Here is a 19,686-nt window from a genome sequence, read left to right on the forward strand (position 1 = left end):
CAACTATAAGTTATCCCTTCCTTCTGTCCATCGGAATTGGTTTATTGTTTTGGTATGGGAACCATTTTTTTGAAGGATCTGAATGGATGCGATTGGTTCTATTAAACACGGTCCAGTTGTTCGTCGGTATTTTAAGTACGAGTTGGATCATAAAAAGTTATCTCAAGAATGAATCCGCTAGACGTTTTTGGATGTTTTTAGGTCTTGGAACGAGTTTTTCTGCCCTTGGCACACTTGTTTGGATCATCTTACTTGTTACGAATCATGTCATAAATATACCGGACTTATCATCTTTAACTTGGGTCTGCTCTTACTTTTTTTACTTTGCTGCCCTGTTAAATCAACTTATGAATCAAACGAGAAAATTTTCAAACTCGGCATTCTTCTTTAATACAATGATTTATATGATAGCCGCGACTTCAATTAGTTATCATTACCTGCTTTATCCGCTTTATCAGATTAATCAGCAGTCTTTGTGGTACATCGCCCACACGTTTCTTTTCCAAATTGCCGATTTAGGAATTCTTTTTTTTATCATCACGCTTTATTATTTAATTCTATTCAACAAACGAAATGCATATTTGACTTATCTCATCATCGGTTTATTTTTACAAGTCATCGGAGATATCACTTTTGCACAATTTACAATTAAGAATAGCTATATATCAGGTGGCAGTGTCGATTTGATTTGGACTATCGCATTACTATTTATCGGTTACACCGCTCGATATCATGAAAAAGAGCCTAAACAAGAAAGTATGATTGATCCATTTGCTCTTAATGTCTCAACCAAAAAAGAATTTATCTTTCCTTATTCGAGCATCTTGATCCTCTCCATCCTAATGATGCAAAGTTATGCCTGGAATTTAAATGCCTTAAGTACAGGATGGATCATGATTTTTTTTCTTATCATCATTAGACAAGCTTTTACTGTCATGAAAAATAGTGAATTATTAGCTGAATTAAACCAAATCGCATATATCGATCCATTAACGAGCTTAGGTAATCGTGCATCATTTTTACAAGACACCAAAAATAGCCTCAAAGATGAACACGCACCGCTTGCCTTCATATTGCTTCAAGTAGAACGAGTGCGGATGTACACAGATATTTTCGGGCATCATGTTGGAGAACAGATCATGAAAGAAGTATCTTTCCGCTTAAAACATGTATTGAAAGAGAATTTTAAAATGTATCGGTACAGTGAAGATGAGTTTATGATTGTACTTCTGAAAACAGAGAGATCTAATATCACTGTTGTGAATGAAAAGATACTTATTCATCTTGCAGCTCCTATCCGTTTGAAGGAGCTAGAATTGAATATTGTAGCGCATGGTGGTGTCAGTGTATTTCCTGACCAAAGTTTGACGATCGAAGAAATACAGGCTCATACAGCTGAAGCTCTTTATCAAGCTAAACAGAATGGAAATTACGCATTTGTTTACTATGGAACTGAACTTCAATCCAACTTAGTACGAAAGCTTGAAATTGAATCCTATTTACGAAATGCGATACGTGAGCATCAATTGAGCGTTTACTATCAACCTAAAGTCAATCTTCGTTCTGGGAGAATCGTTGGTATGGAAGCATTGCTCCGTTGGCATCATCCAAAGTTCGGATGGATTTCACCAGCTGAGTTCATTCCAATCGCTGAAGAAGCAGGTCTGATCAATGAAATCGGAGAGTGGGTCCTATTCACTGCGACTTACCAAAGTAAACAACTTCAGCTTTTAGGATTCGAACCCTTACTTCTATCGGTCAACGTTTCTGTTCTTCAATTTCAGAGTCCAAACTTCTGCCGGCGTGTCATCGAGATTCTCGAGGAGACATCTCTTGACTCGCAATGGCTCGAGCTTGAGATTACAGAGAGCATTGTTCAAAACATCAAAGAGAGCGTTTCGATTTTGCAATGTTTGAAGACCTCGCAGATTAAAACATCCATCGATGACTTTGGAACAGGGTATTCGTCCTTGAATGTACTCGAGCAACTTCCGATTGATACATTGAAAATCGATAAGTCATTTATCGATCGCCTGACTTCTAATCAAAAATCGCCTATGGTCAAGACGATCATCGAGCTCGGCTTGAATCTTAATTTAACCGTCGTAGCGGAAGGAATCGAAACGATTGAACAAAAAGAGGTTCTTACTTCTTACGGATGTACGATCGGTCAAGGTTACTTATTCTCTCGTCCAATCGATTTTGACGCATTTGTTACATTGCTTCAAACACAAGATGTTTTGAAGACCACATCTCTCTAAAAATTTTAAAGTGCATGCCGTAGATGACGTTTGATCGTTTATGTCATGCACTTTATGATGGCGATTTATTTTTCTATCTTGATCTTAAGGAATAATTTTAAGATGCTCTGCTGATAAACCAGTATAGACCTGTTTTATAAACAAATTCTTTTCAAAAAATAAGCTCATTGTATACTAAGTGAATATGATAAGAAGGAGTATAAGATTAGCATGTTTAAACAACCTAAAAGCTTTATCCTCATCATTCTACTTTATGCTTTAGGCTATTATGGATGGATTGTCACTTTTTCTGATTCTCAATTTCTTGAAGCACTAGGGGGAAATATTTTTTCAATTGCAGGATTGTTGATCGCCCTTCTCTACTTGAGGATTGCTATCAAATGGGCTGATTCAAATGATCGTAAGTTCTGGTTACTTATCACTTTCGGCACCTTTTGTTATTTAATCGCCGAATTGATTTGGTTTTTCACAGAGAATATTTTTCACAAAAACGTGGCGTTTCCAGGATGGCCAGACGTGTTTTACATTCTACAAGTTATCTTCCTGCTTTACGCTCTGATTCACAAAATTTTGAAGGATGCAGCTATACAGCAACGCATTTCATTTTTATTTGATGTCCTAATCATTCTAGTCGTTGCGAGTACCTTCTCTTGGCACTTTTTAATCGAGCCTATTTTGGATACGAGTGCGGCAACCATGAATGCTCTCATTGTCTCCCTAATCTACCCTTTAGGAGACTTGGGCATGTTAGTCGCCGCTTCCTTTTTATTCTTTAACCTTACGAGTAAGGATAAAAGTTTATCTATGTATCTCATTATCGCAGCCGTCACGATACAAGCAATCGCTGACTCTGTTTACTTGTATTTGATTGCTCAAGACACATACATCTCAGGTAGTTTAATTGACCCTCTGTTCATCATAGCAATGATCGTTTTAGCTTTTGCAGGTCTTCAACATCAGCCAAATACTATATGTACAACGTCAACAACTCATCCTGAAAAGTTAAATATTTTTCAAATGCTCACGCCTTATGGAGGAGTCTTGATTCTGTTCGTCTTCATGGGTTTTCACTCGCGTAGTTTCGATATCGTGACAGTGGGTTCAGGACTCTCCATTTTACTCGTCATCACTCGGCAAGTCTTAATCATTGTCGAGAATCATAAGTTAGTCCGGCGCTACTACGATCAAGCACAAACGCTTGAATTAAGTGAAGAACGGTATAAATCCTTGTTCGAATATCATCCAGATCCAGTGTACTCAACTGACCTTAAAGGTCAATTTGATAGTGCGAATACTGCCTGTAGCGATCTTCTCGGCGTCTCTAAGACCGACTTGATGGGTCAAAATAGCCTTCGCTATGTCAAAGATACACATCGGATGACGGTCGCAGAAGAACTAAAGGAAGTATTTAAAGGTATGCCCCGAAGTTATGAGACCGTTGTTGAAAATGCATTCGGTTCCAGTATGTATATGAACATCACCAATGTTCCAATCATCGTCCAAAACGAAATTGTTGGAATCTTCGGTATCGGTAAGGATGTGACTGAAATAAAGCGAAATGAACAACGTATTCAATACCTTGCCTATCATGATGCGTTGACAGGATTATTCAATCGCCTTGCGTTCGAAGAACGCCTGTTAAAGCTCATTAAAAGTGATTCTTTTCATCCTCCATCAAATGTGTCTTTATTTTTCATGGACTTAAATCAATTCAAAGCAGTCAACGATACTCTGGGACACGATGTCGGTGACCAATTATTGAAAGCGGTCGCTAGAAGACTACAATCATTCGATGCGGATTTTGACATGATGGCACGGCAAGGCGGTGATGAATTTACATTACTTTTAAAGAATGTTAAATCATACGAACAACTTCATCGTATTGCAAATCAGTTGTTGAGCACGTTACAAGCACCTTATGAGATTGCCAATCATATGATTTCATGTCCGCCAAGCATCGGTATCTCCTGCTATCCGACGGATGCCTCGAGTATGCTCGAGATGCTACAGCACGCAGATCTCGCCATGTATCGTGCGAAAGACATTCCTTCAGGAAGCTACATTCTTTATAATGAACTGCAACATATGCCGAGTTAATCATGCTATATTTCATTTTCTTCGTAAAATAATCCGTAAGTTAGGCTGCCATCGATTAGAATGGCAGCCTTGTCTTCGTGTCGTATTTTTTTAGAACATTAATGATTTTAAGAATATACATCACGTACGATAGGAACGATTTTTAATGGTTTCATGTTTTCGGCTAAATGACTTTAATAGCCAGATATGATAGAAATACTCGACGACAGCAACGATCAGTGCAACATAAAGTGACATCCAAATCGAATCTCCACCAAATTCATCCCTTACTGTTCCAACAAAGAACCAGGTCAAAAGAAACGTTAGACCTAAATCCGCAATCGTAGCAACGAGATTCCCACTCTTTCTTAAAATGATGTAATCTCCGAGAATATAAGCAACTAATCCTACAACAAGCGCAATCCAAACCGAATGATACCACTGTATTTCATACCCTACGCTCAGTACGAAATAAAATACGATAACGAGAATCGGTAGTTTGACACTAATTGATTTTGTATGATTCCATTTCATGTTAGTTCCCCTCTCTTTTATTACACTGACCATATAAAACTCCTTATCTAATAAAAAAGGAAGCCAGCGAATAATTGTTACTGAGCTTAAACGGTAGACAAATCACTTTTGCTTTCTAGTGTTCGCCTTGCCACCTGCTTTATTGCGACTTATTTTGTTGCTGTTTCCTTCTACCATGATTTTCGTCCTCCTTTTGAAGTGTAATCTGTGATACTCTCTTTATATACCCAAACATATATTTTAAATACATGTTAAAGTGATTTTTTTCTTGAGCATTTACTCATTCTCGAATTAAGAAATAATGTTTAATCTAATGGTCTAGATTTTAGTGGACACATTATGGATAGAATGGTGATGGACTTCAATCTTTTTTTCATTTATTCGTTTTTTCTCCACAAAATATAATAATTAATTACGAGAATTTATAATTTTTGTTCGTTATATAGGTTTAACAATCACGAAGTATTGGGATAGAGATACATAGCTGTTTCAAAATGATTATGCGGTTAATGAGATTTTTGATAAAAACACGACCTAGAGTTGTTCAAAAATTTTTAATTGACTCGTATACTCACATCCTCATGCTCATGGAAATGTTCCAGAGATCGTTACTCATCATGTAGATGATCGCATAGACACAATCAATCGTTCATCACGCCATATTAAAACGAAAAAGTGAGGGATAAACATGGTAGATACCAAACCTGTACATGAACAATTGGCTAAAGAAGAGTACAGTCATTTAATAGAATTTGTATTTCCATTCAACATGGACTTAAAAGACCACGAAACATTCATCATTTTTCGAAATAAATATGAATTGTTCGATTTTTTATATAGAAATAAACAATCTGATCATCAAGTACTTCTCCATTTACTTCACAAACTAGATATTCTAACGATTGATGATTGTTACCCAGGTGAGTCGATACTAGACCATTTATTAAATGTTGATTATACGATTGCATTACCTGGAGGAAGATGGATTTATTATTCTGATTCTAGACCTTGAAAGATGTTAAGGTAATATCTAAAAAAATGAATGTTCATCTTTTGTATCCCGGATATTCTATGTTTTTTTGGCATAAAACACCCCTCCTGTTTCACTGTGAACTAAGAGGGGTGTTTCTTGTATATGTGTTTAGCGTAGTGTGAATCACTTTTAAGAATCTGAGCGTCTTAAACGACACAAATAAATGTCATATTACAAAATTGCTTAACTATTTCAAACGTCTAATTCCTTTTGATGAGGAGTGTTTTCTGACTCTTGATTTCTCGGACTTCCAGTAATCTTTGTTCTTCCGTATAGAAAAAAATGAGCAAATAGACAGTAAAACGCTTGATTTTCATTCAGCTGGAATAGCCGATCCTCTTTGACGATCAGACCAAACGAAATCGTTTCGTTCGAGTACGTACCTTTTTCAACATAATATTCCTTTTGAAGTCATACCATTATTTAGGTGGTTGTCCCTTCTACTATTTATGAGGTTTCTCATATCCCCTTTAAATAAGATTGCGAAAATTCATTCCACCCCCCATAATATGAACATACGTTCTTATTATGAGGAGGTCCATCATGCAGCACCTTCATACCAACCCGACACATTTAATTTCTCAACACTCGTTATACTCAACCCTCAGTCTTTCGATGAACGAAACTCTTTTCTTTCACGACACGTCCTCTACACCCAGTACCGACCAAATCGAAATCGTCCTGTTTATCGTGTTGCGCGAACGGATTCCATTGTCTTTGCAGACAACAGAAGATGCCGAACCTATATCGGAACGCGTGTATATCGAGGAGATCGATTTTCAAAAGCGTCAGCTTACACTTTGTCGAATCAATGATGCATCATTAACAAGATATTGCTACGTTCAGGACGCTTCATCGTTAGCGGCTTCAGGACTCTTACTTCGCCTCGTGTAACCAGTCGTTATATGAAAACAACCTTCCTAATGCATTGTCGAATCAAGAAGTAGGAATGTTGTCATTCCTTTCTGAAACATTGTGATGAAAATTCACGGTTCTAATTGGAATTAATTTTACATACACCTTACTTAATAGTATAATAATGGAAAAATTTTCATAAGGAGGAGATCCCTTTGAAAAAACAACTTGCTTTTGCCGGTTCTTTTGCACTCTCAGCTATTACCATCATCATCATTCTTAAATTTGTTGGAGTCGATCTCTAAAGCAATCACTCAAATGATGTGGATTATCAATTTAATGATTCAATCGCTGTTATGATGCATCGTCTTTCGATCATCTGTAACAGCTTTTCTAGGTTTAATGCTATGGAACGATCGGAAGTGATGAATTGAAGAAAATCGGAATCAACCTATTTGTCGTATTCCTAATATTAGGTGGACTGCTGTTTTATTTAGACGTCCGTTACGATGAACGATTTGAGCGACATGTCAGCGCCCAAGTCGAAAACTATGTCGAGAAAAAATACGGTCCATCTCATGTCGTCTCACTCCATTCTGCTTACGATGAAAAACATCGCAATAAGGAAAAACGCTATCAGATTGCCTTAAAGGTGCGTGGTCAAGGACTTCAGAAAGAGGAATACTTCCTGTATCGACTTTAAGACGACCGAGTCGTTGAGATGGGCACGACGACTAGTTTGCCAAAGCAAAACTAAATCAGAAGCCTTCCCGATTCAATCGGAAAGGCTTCTTTCTATGACCTCATTCATGGTAGACATTATTATATTTTGTTCGTTTTTTTTTTGTAATTTTTTTGATTTTACTTGAACACTGAACACTCAAAAATAAGCCCTTCCATTTTTCTCAATCACTTTATTTCTCCTGCAATTGAAACGACGACGTTACCGAACTTTTTTCCCGTATCGACATAGCGATGGGCTTCGACGATCTCATCAAGGGAATAGATATGGTCGATGACGGCTTTAAATCGTCCCTCTTCAAACAGTTCATTCAAATAGTGTAGATCCTCTTTCCGTTCTCTCGCTACACCTTGCCCCGCGACGGATGCAAAGGCACCGTTTTGTTTGACGTGCCGTTTCGCTTGTATCTTCTTGATCTTTCCGGACGCATCGAAGACGGCATCATACTTCAGCAATAATCCATCATAACCGTCCCTTGTATAATCGATGACGTGATCGGCACCGAGCGCTTTGACCCGCTCCGTGTTTCGTCCACTACAGACAGCCGTCACCTGTAGCCCTTTTGCTTTGGCGATTTGAACGGCTGCTGTTCCGACAGCACCCGACGCACCGTAAATCAAGATCGTCTTCATCTGATCGATTTGAAGTTTCCGGAAGAAATGGAGCGACGTCGTACCACCGAACGGGAGACAGACCGCTTCCGTGTACGATGCGTGTTGCGGCATTTTTGCAATGCAACGTTTCTCAGACACGCACGCATATTCGGCGTATCCACCGAAGCCAAATCCCGTCAAGGCATGGACATGGTCTCCGACTTGGAACTGCTTGACGTCCTGACCGACTTCGACGACTTCACCGGCAAGAACAACGCCAAGGATCGGTTGTCGCGGTCGCTTGAAGCCGACAGCCAGACGCATTGGAAGTTTCCCTAACAGCGGGACATCGAGCGAACGCATGCGACGATCTCCGGAATGGACGGCAGATGCATATACTTTAATCAGTAGATCGTTTGATTTTGGAACCGGACGAGGTACCTCTGTGATGTGCAGGACGTCCGGGGATCCGTAGCGGGTACAGATGGCTGCCTTCATCGTAATGCCTCCTCATATCGAGATGATGGTATTCCCTTAATCATACGCCGATTTCGATCTGAATTCCTGTTGTTTTGGAGTAAGAAAATTTTTTTTGTTTTACATCAATCGTTTTTGAAACTGGTAAAATTTATATAATAATACGATTTCATATAACCTTATTAACTGACGAAAGCAGGTGCCTGGTTCATGCCGACACGTCGTTGGCTTTTTGCTTTTATTCTATTCCTTTGTATACCGCTTAGTGCCTGTACACACGAGAACGATGCACGTATCGTCGAGAAAATTACAGGTGATACGTTATTCGTCGCTCCGAGTGAACAAAAGCCGGACGAGCAATATGCATTGACGGAGATTCGCATCACGCCGGACACGATCGTCTATGGCAAAACGGATAACACGTCTGCCATTCAGACGGGTGACACGATTCAAGTGACGTTTGCAAAGGACTCGATTGTCGCGACTGAAATCCGTCGAACAAAAGACTAAGAAAGAGGAGTTCTCCATGATAGTCCAAGTACTTCGCCACCAACGCAACATTTTCACGATTACCACTGCGATTTTTGGTTCATCCTATTTTTTTCAAAAGAATATCGGTAATGATCTCATTGGTTTCCTGTTCATCGAAATCATAGGTGCGATTGGTTTTTTCATTACTCTCGGACTTCTCTGGTATCTCAAACGAAAAGAAACGCACGGTTTTTAATAAACTTGTTAAAGGAGACACGATCATAATGGTACATACGAAAAAATCACACCTTGTTCGGTTAAAAGTACTCTTCGCGCTTTTGTTCACGCTATCGATGTTAAGTGCTGTTTTCGCATCTCATTCTGTCGACGCAGCGACAAAGGAATATACGTCGTATAAAAACTAAAACTCGGTATGACCGCGACAGACGTCGCAAAATCGCTTTACGGAAAATCATATAAGAAATACATAAAGAAAGAACATGGCGTCACGACACTCAATCACAAGGTAGTATTGAGTGAGATTAAAGACGACTATGCTTTATACGCTTTCTCATTTTATCCGTACGATGAAAAAAACGATCATTGGTCTTTACAGCGCATGCATCTGATCTTCAAAACGAAACAAAAAGGTCACACGTTATATCTTGCGCAAAAGGAATACACCCCTAAAACGCCTTCGAAAAAACGACTCTTGCCAGGAAAGAAATTTAAACCAGGCATGACGATAGCTGAATTTGATCATATTCTTTCTGGTAAGGGGCTAGGTGTCATGACGGCTCACCGCACAGAAGATTACTCTAAGATCGGAAAAGCTTTTGATGACAGTACAGTCGTGTATCCAGAAAAACAGACATCGCTCTTTTACTCGTATCGGAATCCTACGGGTGATGATTGGATGATCGTTGAATTTAAATATGATTTCGATCAAAAGAGATACATCGCTCAAAAATAACGAGTATTCATCTTCGGATGAATACTTTTTTACTTTTAATTGAAATTGATTGAATCTTTTTACATAAATATTCGTAAAAATCTGTATACACGAAAGGAGCTCGACACACATGTATGATTTGTTATTGGCCGTTGGTATTTGTCTCGTTGCCTATTGGTTCTACTATGTCTTCTTACTCGGATTCAAAAAAGGAAATATCGTCATGACGTTTAACGAGCGGTTCATCCATCATGAAGACCATATTCAAGCTGTTAAGCGAAGATTAAAGGATGACGGTCGCCACTTCGAGTATCTTGGAGATCGAAAATTCATCGTCGATGGAAAACCGTACCTGTTCATGGAACGGACGGTTCCAGGGGACTTTGGTCCTCTGCAACAGACGATTCTAAAAGGTCAACGCAAAGCGTTTTAACCAAAGCACCGCTCCTTCTGTCAATGACAGAGGGAGCGGTGCTCATTTGATTAAGCATTATTCAGGTGTATGTGCATACAATTCATCCATGACGCGTCGAATCGCGGGCAATGAATGCTCTAAATCAATCCAGGTTTTAAAGTAATACTCGAAAAAGACACCTTGGTTCCGCATTCGCTCTAATGTATTAATCGGATCTCCCTCGGTGACCCAATCTAGGTTCTCAAAATTTGTATAACTATCCGTACACGATACGTCCTCCTCGAGAATGCCTGACTCTAAATAATCATTCGAACAAGTCTCATTTTGTACATCAACTTGTCGATAAAAATCACGAATTCCTTCCTTTGGACGATTGATATGGTAGGACTCACCCGTTTGATAACTCTCCTGGTAATACCATTCCCACAAGATGACCCATTTCCAGACCAACCCATCGATTAGATAATGGCCGATTGCCCGGTCCATTCGGCAAAAGTTAAACCGAAACGTCCGTTCACCAAAGTTCGTCTTCAGATCAAGGACGACTTTGATGTCGCTAGTTTCCGGTGGATGACCGAAAAACAAGATGCCATGCTCGAATCCTTGTGCAAACTCATCGATTGACTGGCGTCTGCCGGCTTTATCCTCAAAACTAACGGTAATCGAATCAAATTGAACGATTGGTTGTTCCATCTGTCTACCCCTATTCTGTATATGATGTACTCAAAAAAGTGAGCCTCAGGCGAGACTCACTTTTATTCGTCATGACGAGACGACTTCTCCACCCGTCAAATCGATATGTCCTTCTCCCCATGCGCACATCGCGTCAAGAATCGGCTTCAGCGACCAGCCGTACTCGGATAACGAGTAGACGACTTTTGGTGGGACTTGTTCAAAGACCGTCCGGATGATGACGCCGTCTTCTTCTAACTCGCGCAATTGTTGCGTTAGCATTTTTTGAGTGATCGTCGGCATCAGCTTGCGGAGCTCACTCGTCCGACGCTCGCCTTTGATCAAATGACACATGATGACGACCTTCCACTTTCCACCGATGACTTCAAGTGTTGCTTCGACCGGGATATTGTATGGCATATATGTTCCATCCTTTCGTGATTCCGTTAAGGGCATAGGTACTTTTTAGTGCCTATCGTACTTGAAAGTGCGTACTTCCCAAGCAGATTAGCTGGCTATATGATAGCAATTGTCAACGGAAAGTACAACCTCCTTTTAGACCTTGCATCTAAATGAAGGAGTAGGGTACTTTTTAGTGCCTATCGCACTTTAAAGTACGTACTTCCCGAAATGAAACACCCCCGTTATGCTGGGGTCATGTCAATCGGATCATGTTTGGTCGGGCCCACTGAACACGATCCCTACTGAAATTATTTTTAGGAGGAATCCCCATGAATCAATTAAACTCACGGATCCAGGAGGAACAGGTCCCAAGAAACGGCGGACTTGCCCTACTTGCCTTAGCAATCAGCGCCTTTGGGATCGGTACGACGGAATTCGTTCCCGTCGGACTGCTCGCAGCGATCGCTGGTGACTTAAATATCGGGATCACACTCGCTGGTCTCATCATCTCTGGTTACGCGATCGGTGTCGCTGTCGGTGCTCCGATCTTGACAGCACTAACGAACCGAATGAATCGGAAAACGTTACTGATGGCATTGATGGTCGTCTTCATCGCTGGTAACCTCGTCTCAGCGATTTCACCGACGTTTGAATTGTTGATCGTCGCCCGTTTCATCACTGCTTTCTCGCACGGTGTCTTCTTCTCAATCGGTGCGACGATTGCCGTCCAGCTCGTACCAGAGCATAAAAAAGCGAGTGCCATCGCCTTGATGTTCACAGGTCTGACAGTCGCAACGGTCACAGGTGTTCCACTCGGGACATTCATCGGTCAATCATTCGGCTGGCGCGCGACGTTCTTCGCGGTTGCCGCACTCGGAATCATTGCGATCATCGCAAGCTTCTTCTTGATTCCAAAAGACTTGAAACAATCACCACCTGCTAAGTTCTCCGACATGTTCAAATTGTTGACGAACGGACGCTTGATGCTCGGCTTCTTGATCACTGCCCTCGGTTACGGTGGAACGTTCGTCGCCTTTACGTACTTGACACCGATCATGCAGGACGTCACGAAAATCAGTCCCAGCTTGATCAGTATCATTCTGCTCGTCTACGGAATCGCGGTTGCGATCGGAAACACGGTCGGCGGAAAACTCGCAAACGGTAATCCGATTAAAGCGTTGTTCTATATGTTCATTATCCATGCCATCGTCATGATCGCCCTCTCGTTCATGATTCCGTTCAAGGTTGCCGGTATCATCGGTATCATCTTAATGGGACTCCTTGCGTTCATGAACGTCCCTGGACTCCAGCTCTATATCGTCCAGTTGGCTGAAAAATATGTCCCTGCAGCAGTCGATGTTGCGTCTGCCTTGAATATCGCAGCCTTCAACATCGGGATCGCACTCGGAGCAACGATTGGTGGTCTCGTCACCGATACGATCGGTCTCGTCCACACGCCATGGGTCGGCGGGATCATGGTTATCCTTGCCGTCATCTTGACGGGTGTCTCGCGTCGTCTCGAACATCAATAAGGAGGACTACTATGTTTAACGATCATGCAAGTTATCAGCGGATGTACCGGGAGGGCGAGCTCACGCTCGGTCTCCACGTCCCGCTCGAGAATTTCAAGATGCGAACGCCGACGCTTGCCAATCAAGTCGAGCTCGCACAAAAAGCAGAGAACTATGGTTTTACGACACTCTGGTTACGCGACGTCTTATTAAAGGATCCTTATTTTCTTGATCCGGCTGTCGGACAGATTCATGACATGCTGATATACGGGACGCATCTCCTCAGTCAGACGAAACAGATCGCCCTCGGAACGTCAGCACTCGTCCTGCCGCTCCGTCATCCGTTACGCTCTGCGAAGGAAGTCGCGACGATTGATGCGTTGTTCCCGGAACGTTTGATTCTCGGTGTCTCGTCTGGTGACCGGCAAGCCGACTTCCATGGACTCGGTGTCGATCATCCGAGCCGTGGTGCTCAGTTCAAGGAAGCTCTGCAAGTGATGGAACAAGCTTTATACGAAGACTATCCGCAAATTGATTCGACGTATGGGGAAGTCCGTGGTGCGACACTCGTGCCACGACCAAAGAAACGAATCCCGACGATGATCACGGGTTTCGCACAGCAAGATATGGACTGGCTCGCTAAAAACGGCGACGGCTGGATGTATTATCCTCAAGGACCGTTCGAACAAGCACGTGCCATCGAGCAATGGCGTGCCGCGAGTCAAGCAGCCGGTAATACAACGTTTCGTCCGTTTTCGATGCCGATGCATCTTGATTTATCCGCGGATCCAAATGAAGAAGCGACACCGATTCGACTCGGTTTTCGGATCGGACGCAATCGACTGATCGAGTTGCTGGAATTATATCGCGAGCTTGGCGTCAATCATCTGTTCTTCGCCTTATTCGACGGTGAGCGATCAGCAGAAGTCGTCATCGATGAACTCGGAACGTACGTCGTGCCGCATTTCCCTCCCTTATCATAATGACTTATATAATTAAAAGTAACATGCATGAAACCCAGTCCCTTCTCGGAACTGGGTTTCATGTCGTTTTATTGCACATCACGTCGAATACATTCGTCCACTTTCAGGGATTGTTTTTTAACCAAATGCACATTCCAAACATTTTTCGCTTTACTTTTGAGTTCTCATGACCTTATAATAAATTCAAGATAACAATTACCTTAAAGGAGGAAGCGCTGTTGACACTACTCATTGCTTTTCTAGCCATCGTTTTCATCATGCTCGCCCTTGACCTTGGAGTCTTCCATCGTAAGGCACATGAAGTTTCGCTTCGGGAGGCCTGGACGTGGACGTTCGTCTGGATCGCGATTGCCGTCGCCTTCGGTGGCTGGCTCTACTTCGATCAAGGAAGTTCCGCTGCGATCGAATATACGAGCGTTTATTTCATCGAGAAGGCTCTCGCGATCGATAACGTATTCGTCTTCTCGCTCGTCTTCGCATACTTCGCGATTCCATTGAAGTATCAGCACAAAGTCTTATTCTGGGGTATTCTTGGTGCAATCCTCTTCCGCGTCATCTTCATCGTCGCTGGTGTTTCGTTGCTTGAGAACTTCGCTTGGGTCTACTACATCTTCGGAGCGTTCCTCGTCTACACTGGTTGGATGATGTACAAGAACATCGGTCAAGAGACGTCGCTCGAAGAGAACAAAACGATTCGTTGGTTAGAGAAACGTTTACCGATCACGCAAGACATCTCGTCTGGTAAGTTCGCAAAACGAATTGATGGGAAACTGTTCTTCACGCCACTCTTGATCGCGCTCGTCTTCATCGAGATCTCGGATATCGTCTTCGCCGTCGACTCGGTCGCAGCAAGCTTCGCGTACTCGCGTGACCCGTTCATCATCTTCTATGCGAACATCATGGCGATCCTTGGACTCCGTAGTCTCTACTTCGTCCTCGCGAACTTGATTGATCGTTTCTACTACTTGAAACACGGTCTTAGCTTCATGCTCGTCTTCATCGGAGCGAAGATGATCTTCAGTGACGTTTACAAAATGCCAATCTGGATGTCACTCGGTACGATCGTCCTCGTCATCTTGATCAGCGTCTTCTACAGCTTCTACAAGACGAAACCAGGAAAATAATCAATCGTAATACAACAGGGAGTGGATCCGTTGATCCACTCCCTGTTTGTGTTAGCCGACCTGTTCGAGTCGACCTTGATTGATGCGGTAGACGGAGTCACAAAGTGCATCGATGTCCTGTTGATTATGACTCGTCAAGATGATCGTCTTCCCTTCTTTTTTGAACGACAACAAAAGTTCCCGCAGACGCAAGACACTATCGTGATCGAGTGCATTGAATGCCTCATCCAAGATCAAGATGTCCTGCTGTTCCATGATGGCTTGCGCGATTGCGAGCTTTTGTTTCATTCCGAGCGAATATTGTTTGACCTTCTGACGATTGCCAGGCTGTAATCCGACGGTCCGCATCGCTTGTTCGATGTCAGCATCTGTGATCACTTTTCGGATCGCTGCGAGTTGCTTTAAGTTCTCAAATCCTGATTTATGGGCGATATAACCCGGTCGATCGATGATAACGCCGACGTTTTCCGGAAAGCGTCGTGTCGGACCAAGCTGTTCATTCCGGACGGTGATCGTTCCCGCGTCCGGATGGATGAATCCGCAAATCATCTTGAATAAGACCGACTTTCCTGAACCGTTCGGTCCCGTAATGCCGACGATGTCTCCTTTTAGAATCGTCAAATCGACGTCTGCGAATAACGGATTGCCTTGATACCCTTTCGTGACCTGCTCGAGCTTGATCATTTCCATGATACATCCTCCTTATATTCGTATGCTTTTTTGAAACAGAACATATAACCAGACAAGTGAAAGCCCAACGTAGATCAACAAAACGATTAAGAGGTGTGTCAGACTAAACGACTGCAATTGGGCAAATCCATTCAATCCGGACGGAAAGATGCCATACCGATTGAAGTTGGGCAGTAAGAAAACTGATAAGACGCCGAACAAACCGAGCATCGCGTATCCATCTGGGAATTGCCACAGCAAGATGAAGCTGAAAAGAGAATAAAGCATTAATTGTAGCATCGAGATGCCAAACAGTTGCAGCAGCAATTGCATCGGTGAAATCGATAAAAGGCTAGTCGAAAGCGATAGCGATACGCCTTGCAGCATTCCGATTACCATCGTTCCGAGGATCAGAAGTGAGAGAGCAAGTAGATAAAAACGCCCTTCTTTTACGAAGACATGGAGTGCCCATTTTTCGATTCGTTGGTAACGCATCCACGTGTATGGTCCGATTGCCGTCATTTGATCCTGCAGACGCAATTGACTTAAGTAAGCGAGTCCGAAGAAAAGGATCAGATGCGACACGAGTTGGAGAAACGAACTGCCCTCCGCACTGACACCGTAAAACACGACGACGAACAGATCACCAATCGTTTGCAACTCAGTTGACGCTCGACTACTACTGAGGAAGATGTACAGACTAGCAAGCATCGCATAGGTGAGATACGGTACGAACTCATTTCGCGAAGTCAGTAGCTGACGAAGCGGTCGCATCCATTGCGCCAGTAAATAGATCAGCACGATCGCAAGACTGAGGATAACGAGTGCGATCCAGGGATGCATTATATTGGATACAGCCCCGACAGAGAAATATGTTGCGGGTGAAAAGAACTCTCCTACTCCAAACGATGATTTAAAACTAAAGATACACCAAATCACTACCCCTGCCGCCTGAAGCAACAAGCCATTACGCTTTTCGTGCAACAGAAACATAAGACACATCAATCCATGTAGGACAATGCTTGTAAGCAACCACAGAATCGGTTGTAATAAAATCACTGACAGGGGTGAATGGAAAGTCGCAATGAGATAATGACTGATGTTATCACTCGTTGCAAGTTGACTGTATGGACTCCACTGCAACGTAAACGGTTGATCAACGGCACTAAGAAGACTCAGCAACAAGACGAATCCGAACAGTGTCAGAACAGCGCGTACATACCGTTTTGTCGAGTAGTACACCCAGTTCCGAAATGAGCCAACCCGAATCAAAATCGTCGGTTCATACTGCTGTTCAATCGTTCGAAACGAGAGGAATAGCAGTAACGGCATCAGGAAAAAGAGCATTAGGTACATATTATTTTGAATCGCAAATGTGATGTCCCACGCGTTGACGTCTTTGCCGAATTCTTGTGCCTCGGACAGAACTTCTTGCCGTCTATACCATGCGACGTAGCTGATCACGAGGAAGAATAAACCGTTCAGTACAATCGAAATGTTTCGTGTCCTCTTCATGATTGGAAGATCCACTCCGGTTTCGGTCGAATCATCGTCAGATAGAGCGTGATGTTAACGACAACCAAAATAGCAAACGGCACGAACACCGTCCAAAGCGGTTGTTCCGTGATATTGAACGGAAAGACCGTACTGATGGGCGAGAACTGTGGTGCTTGCATGATACCCGCAACGAAATTAAAGATATGATAAGCGACGAACGGTAACGAAATTGCGAGATAGACTTGTTCGAGCACCAAAATCAACAGATAAGCAAGCGTCGCATACGCTGCTCCGTTGAGTCCAATCCAGGCAGCATAGAGGACGGCATAGAGTAACGGATGAATGTCCGCTAAGAACGAAAATGCATTTGAGGTCTCATATGTCTTTTCGCTGAGAGACCAATAATTAACGAGACCGATGATTGGTTCGACGTAATGAATGAGGACGAAAGTCACGATTGTCATTAAAAAGAATACGAGTCCTGTCAGTGTCGCATTGACGAAACCGACCGCAAGCAGATAATCCTTTAGACTCGCACGTGTTCGGACATATGTCAGATAGTTATCCTTGTATTCAGCGATGAAGATTGGCAAGAAGATCAAGACCGCAAGTACCGGAAACAGCATCGGGATCATTCCTGATAGCGTCTCCTCGAACACTTCGATCGGTAAGAAGAACTGATAGCCTTCATAAATGAAACTGAATTGAAGCACCGGTAACCCAAGAATGATCAGAAGATATAACACGCATCGTTTCACCGTGAACGCTTGCGACCAAACGAGCTTGATTTGCTGCGACATATGACCCCTCCTATTTTCGTAATGCCCAAAACCAATAACCCAGGACGTTAAAGAATACGACTGAGACGATACTTAATAGATGCAATCGTCCTGCATGATAGAGCTTGATGATGCTCCAAATGACCGATGTCACAAGATAGATCGTCATGCCGATCAACGCGAGCACGGCACCGAATTTCGTGACGTCAAAGCTTTCTGTCGTCGTCAGGTGCTGCTCGTCAATCAGATAGATGCCATGTGAAATGAACAACTCCGGTAACCAAATCGATTTATGAATGGTGAAATCACGCGAGGACGCCGCGTCTTGTCCGGAAATCGATACCAGCAACAGATGATCTTCTAGAAGACGTTCATACGCTTCGATTGAGCGTTCATTGCTATAAAAGGCATCCGCATAGGCGAGCGACTGATGCTGGCTCCATATCATCGTGCCGATAAAGCACAATATCGTTGCAGTGGCGATACTGATTCCGATGCGGAGCAACCACGAAGCGAACGTCCGCTCTTTTCGATAGACCCACGTCAAGAGCTGATCGACATGCTCTTTGCTACCGTAGCGATACATGGCAAGCTTCGTCGCTTCTTCTTCCGAACAACCTTGAATCATCAAGTCTCGCATCGATTGTTCGAGATGGCTACGCGTCTCTTCCATGACGTCAATGATTTCCGGATCCGTCACATCCGCATCTTGATACAAGTCACGGACGAAATGATCGAGTTTATTCAAGCGCACCGTCTCCCTCTTCAAGAAACTTCGGGAGTAGTTGCTTTAGAAAACGCCATTCAAGTCGTTTTTTCGCAAGAAGGATTTTTCCTTCAGGCGTCAGCGTATAATATTTACGCCGCCCTCCGCCTGCTGCTTCGTCACTCCAATAGGATATGACGAATCCTTTTTTCTCGAGTCGTTTGAGTGACAAATAGAGTGTCGCCTCTTTCAGTTCGAACTGCTCATCTGACGTTTGTCGGATCGTCTTCGCGATTTCATACCCGTATCGGTCTTGTTCGTTCAGCAACGACAAGATGATCGTGTCGACGTGCCCCTTTAACAGTTCTTTGTCAATTTCCATCCCGTTCAACCTCTTCCTATATTTGGTTTTATCCGTAACTTAACGATAAACCGAATTACTCTGTAATGCAAAGTACTTTTTACAACTTATGGGAATGAATCAACAAAAAAGCACGCTCCTTTTCAAGAGCGTGCTTGGTCGGTTCAATTCAATAAGTCGTTTACTTTCTTCGAATCTTCGATAAAAGGCTTTGTGAACGCCTTAAGTGCTTTCTCATTATCGTACGCCGTAAAGTCTTTTCCATACCAATCACGCAACTGTTGTTTCGTAAAGTGATACGAAGCATCCTCGATCGTCATGTTGACGTGGTCGACATTCGGAATCAATGTGAACAGTGCTGTTGCATTGTAGATTGCCGTACGATTGCTTTTTTGTTCGACCTGTCCTTCTTCGTATCCAGCATAACGTAACGTGAGTTGATACGGTTTATCCTTCGTCGACAGTTCTATTTTCTTCAACTGATCGCCATGAGGTAGCTGTTGGACGATGTCTCGTACGTTACTGTTATCCCCTAGATATGTACCTGTCTCTTATACACATCTCCGAGCCCAC

At 42.8% G+C, this 19,686-nt stretch carries 21 protein-coding genes and 1 pseudogene; 12 read left to right on the plus strand and 10 right to left on the minus strand.

Annotated elements, in window-relative coordinates:
- Positions 1–86 precede the first annotated feature (86 nt).
- Both F8N00_RS07090 and F8N00_RS07095 read left to right on the plus strand, forming a co-directional pair.
- Positions 87–2,261, plus strand: coding sequence for a putative bifunctional diguanylate cyclase/phosphodiesterase (locus F8N00_RS07090; RefSeq protein WP_421017976.1), 2,175 nt, complete (start codon positions 87–89; stop codon positions 2,259–2,261).
- A gap of 210 nt (positions 2,262–2,471) precedes the next feature.
- Positions 2,472–4,358: a DUF4084 domain-containing protein gene (locus F8N00_RS07095; RefSeq protein WP_075642241.1), complete on the plus strand. Its 1,887-nt coding sequence runs from the start codon at positions 2,472–2,474 to the stop codon at positions 4,356–4,358.
- Positions 4,359–4,478: 120 nt separating this feature from the next.
- On the opposite strand, the gene F8N00_RS07100 is transcribed toward F8N00_RS07095, so the two are convergent.
- A complete protein-coding gene (locus F8N00_RS07100) occupies positions 4,479–4,871 on the minus strand; it encodes a DUF2512 family protein (protein ID WP_075642240.1) in 393 nt (130 codons plus the stop codon).
- Positions 4,872–5,559: 688 nt separating this feature from the next.
- On the opposite strand from F8N00_RS07100, the gene F8N00_RS07105 reads away from it, so the two are divergent.
- The 3 genes from F8N00_RS07105 (at position 5,560) to F8N00_RS07115 (ending at position 7,462) form a co-directional block, all read left to right on the plus strand.
- Positions 5,560–5,883, plus strand: coding sequence for a hypothetical protein (locus F8N00_RS07105; protein ID WP_421017977.1), 324 nt, complete (start codon positions 5,560–5,562; stop codon positions 5,881–5,883).
- A gap of 564 nt (positions 5,884–6,447) precedes the next feature.
- Positions 6,448–6,798 carry a hypothetical protein gene (locus F8N00_RS07110; RefSeq protein WP_075642239.1) on the plus strand — a complete coding sequence of 117 codons (351 nt, stop codon included), beginning with the start codon at positions 6,448–6,450 and terminating at the stop codon, positions 6,796–6,798.
- Between the two features lie 391 nt (positions 6,799–7,189).
- Positions 7,190–7,462, plus strand: coding sequence for a hypothetical protein (locus F8N00_RS07115; protein ID WP_421017978.1), 273 nt, complete (start codon positions 7,190–7,192; stop codon positions 7,460–7,462).
- A gap of 206 nt (positions 7,463–7,668) precedes the next feature.
- On the opposite strand, the gene F8N00_RS07120 is transcribed toward F8N00_RS07115, so the two are convergent.
- Positions 7,669–8,592, minus strand: a complete 924-nt coding sequence (locus F8N00_RS07120) for an NAD(P)-dependent alcohol dehydrogenase (RefSeq protein ID WP_075642238.1) — start codon at positions 8,590–8,592, stop codon at positions 7,669–7,671.
- A 189-nt stretch (positions 8,593–8,781) separates the two neighbouring features.
- Between F8N00_RS07120 and F8N00_RS07125 the strand changes: the two genes are divergently transcribed.
- The 4 genes from F8N00_RS07125 to F8N00_RS07140 all read left to right on the plus strand — a co-directional run bounded on the left by F8N00_RS07125 (position 8,782) and on the right by F8N00_RS07140 (position 10,427).
- Complete coding sequence (locus F8N00_RS07125; RefSeq protein ID WP_075642237.1) at positions 8,782–9,081, plus strand: hypothetical protein; 300 nt, start codon at positions 8,782–8,784, stop codon at positions 9,079–9,081.
- 16 nt (positions 9,082–9,097) lie between these two features.
- Positions 9,098–9,298 (plus strand): hypothetical protein, encoded by a 201-nt coding sequence (locus F8N00_RS07130; RefSeq protein WP_075642236.1) that lies wholly within the window; start codon positions 9,098–9,100, stop codon positions 9,296–9,298.
- 177 nt (positions 9,299–9,475) lie between these two features.
- Positions 9,476–10,015, plus strand: coding sequence for a hypothetical protein (locus tag F8N00_RS07135; RefSeq protein ID WP_421017979.1), 540 nt, complete (start codon positions 9,476–9,478; stop codon positions 10,013–10,015).
- 109 nt (positions 10,016–10,124) lie between these two features.
- Entirely contained in the window at positions 10,125–10,427 is a 303-nt protein-coding gene (locus F8N00_RS07140; protein WP_035397713.1) for a hypothetical protein, read from the plus strand.
- Positions 10,428–10,484: 57 nt separating this feature from the next.
- Here the strand turns inward: F8N00_RS07140 and F8N00_RS07145 are convergent, their stop codons facing one another.
- Both F8N00_RS07145 and F8N00_RS07150 read right to left on the minus strand, forming a co-directional pair.
- A complete protein-coding gene (locus tag F8N00_RS07145) occupies positions 10,485–11,102 on the minus strand; it encodes a hypothetical protein (RefSeq protein ID WP_410756459.1) in 618 nt (205 codons plus the stop codon).
- Between the two features lie 69 nt (positions 11,103–11,171).
- A complete protein-coding gene (locus F8N00_RS07150) occupies positions 11,172–11,501 on the minus strand; it encodes a winged helix-turn-helix transcriptional regulator (RefSeq protein WP_023468096.1) in 330 nt (109 codons plus the stop codon).
- A 311-nt stretch (positions 11,502–11,812) separates the two neighbouring features.
- On the opposite strand from F8N00_RS07150, the gene F8N00_RS07155 reads away from it, so the two are divergent.
- The 3 genes from F8N00_RS07155 (at position 11,813) to F8N00_RS07165 (ending at position 15,101) form a co-directional block, all read left to right on the plus strand.
- Complete coding sequence (locus tag F8N00_RS07155; RefSeq protein ID WP_052169465.1) at positions 11,813–13,015, plus strand: MFS transporter; 1,203 nt, start codon at positions 11,813–11,815, stop codon at positions 13,013–13,015.
- Between the two features lie 11 nt (positions 13,016–13,026).
- The gene (locus F8N00_RS07160) at positions 13,027–13,977 is read left to right on the plus strand and encodes a TIGR03571 family LLM class oxidoreductase (RefSeq protein ID WP_410756457.1); all 951 of its coding nucleotides are present in this window, start codon (positions 13,027–13,029) and stop codon (positions 13,975–13,977) included.
- Between the two features lie 218 nt (positions 13,978–14,195).
- A complete protein-coding gene (locus tag F8N00_RS07165; RefSeq protein ID WP_410756456.1) occupies positions 14,196–15,101 on the plus strand; it encodes a TerC family protein in 906 nt (301 codons plus the stop codon).
- Positions 15,102–15,152: 51 nt separating this feature from the next.
- Here F8N00_RS07165 and F8N00_RS07170 read toward each other — a convergent pair whose 3' ends face one another.
- From F8N00_RS07170 to F8N00_RS07195, 6 genes and pseudogenes are all read right to left on the minus strand, one after another.
- Positions 15,153–15,791, minus strand: a complete 639-nt coding sequence (locus tag F8N00_RS07170) for an ATP-binding cassette domain-containing protein (RefSeq protein WP_035397722.1) — start codon at positions 15,789–15,791, stop codon at positions 15,153–15,155.
- 12 nt (positions 15,792–15,803) lie between these two features.
- Positions 15,804–17,285, minus strand: coding sequence for a hypothetical protein (locus F8N00_RS07175; protein ID WP_410756455.1), 1,482 nt, complete (start codon positions 17,283–17,285; stop codon positions 15,804–15,806).
- The gene (locus tag F8N00_RS07180; protein WP_410756453.1) at positions 17,282–18,067 is read right to left on the minus strand and encodes an ABC transporter permease; all 786 of its coding nucleotides are present in this window, start codon (positions 18,065–18,067) and stop codon (positions 17,282–17,284) included. The genes F8N00_RS07175 and F8N00_RS07180 overlap by 4 nt, the downstream gene beginning before the upstream one ends.
- Before the next feature lie 10 nt (positions 18,068–18,077).
- Positions 18,078–18,800, minus strand: coding sequence for a hypothetical protein (locus F8N00_RS07185; protein WP_174316218.1), 723 nt, complete (start codon positions 18,798–18,800; stop codon positions 18,078–18,080).
- Positions 18,787–19,134, minus strand: coding sequence for a PadR family transcriptional regulator (locus F8N00_RS07190; RefSeq protein WP_410756452.1), 348 nt, complete (start codon positions 19,132–19,134; stop codon positions 18,787–18,789). Before F8N00_RS07190 ends, F8N00_RS07185 begins: the two co-directional genes overlap by 14 nt.
- A gap of 143 nt (positions 19,135–19,277) precedes the next feature.
- Positions 19,278–19,646 (minus strand): annotated as a pseudogene (locus F8N00_RS07195) (DUF4825 domain-containing protein); the annotation flags it as partial.
- Positions 19,647–19,686 lie beyond the last annotated feature (40 nt).

The sequence above is a fragment of the Exiguobacterium sp. A1_3_1 genome (assembly GCF_048985645.1).
Lineage (GTDB): Bacteria > Bacillota > Bacilli > Exiguobacteriales > Exiguobacteriaceae > Exiguobacterium_A > Exiguobacterium_A indicum.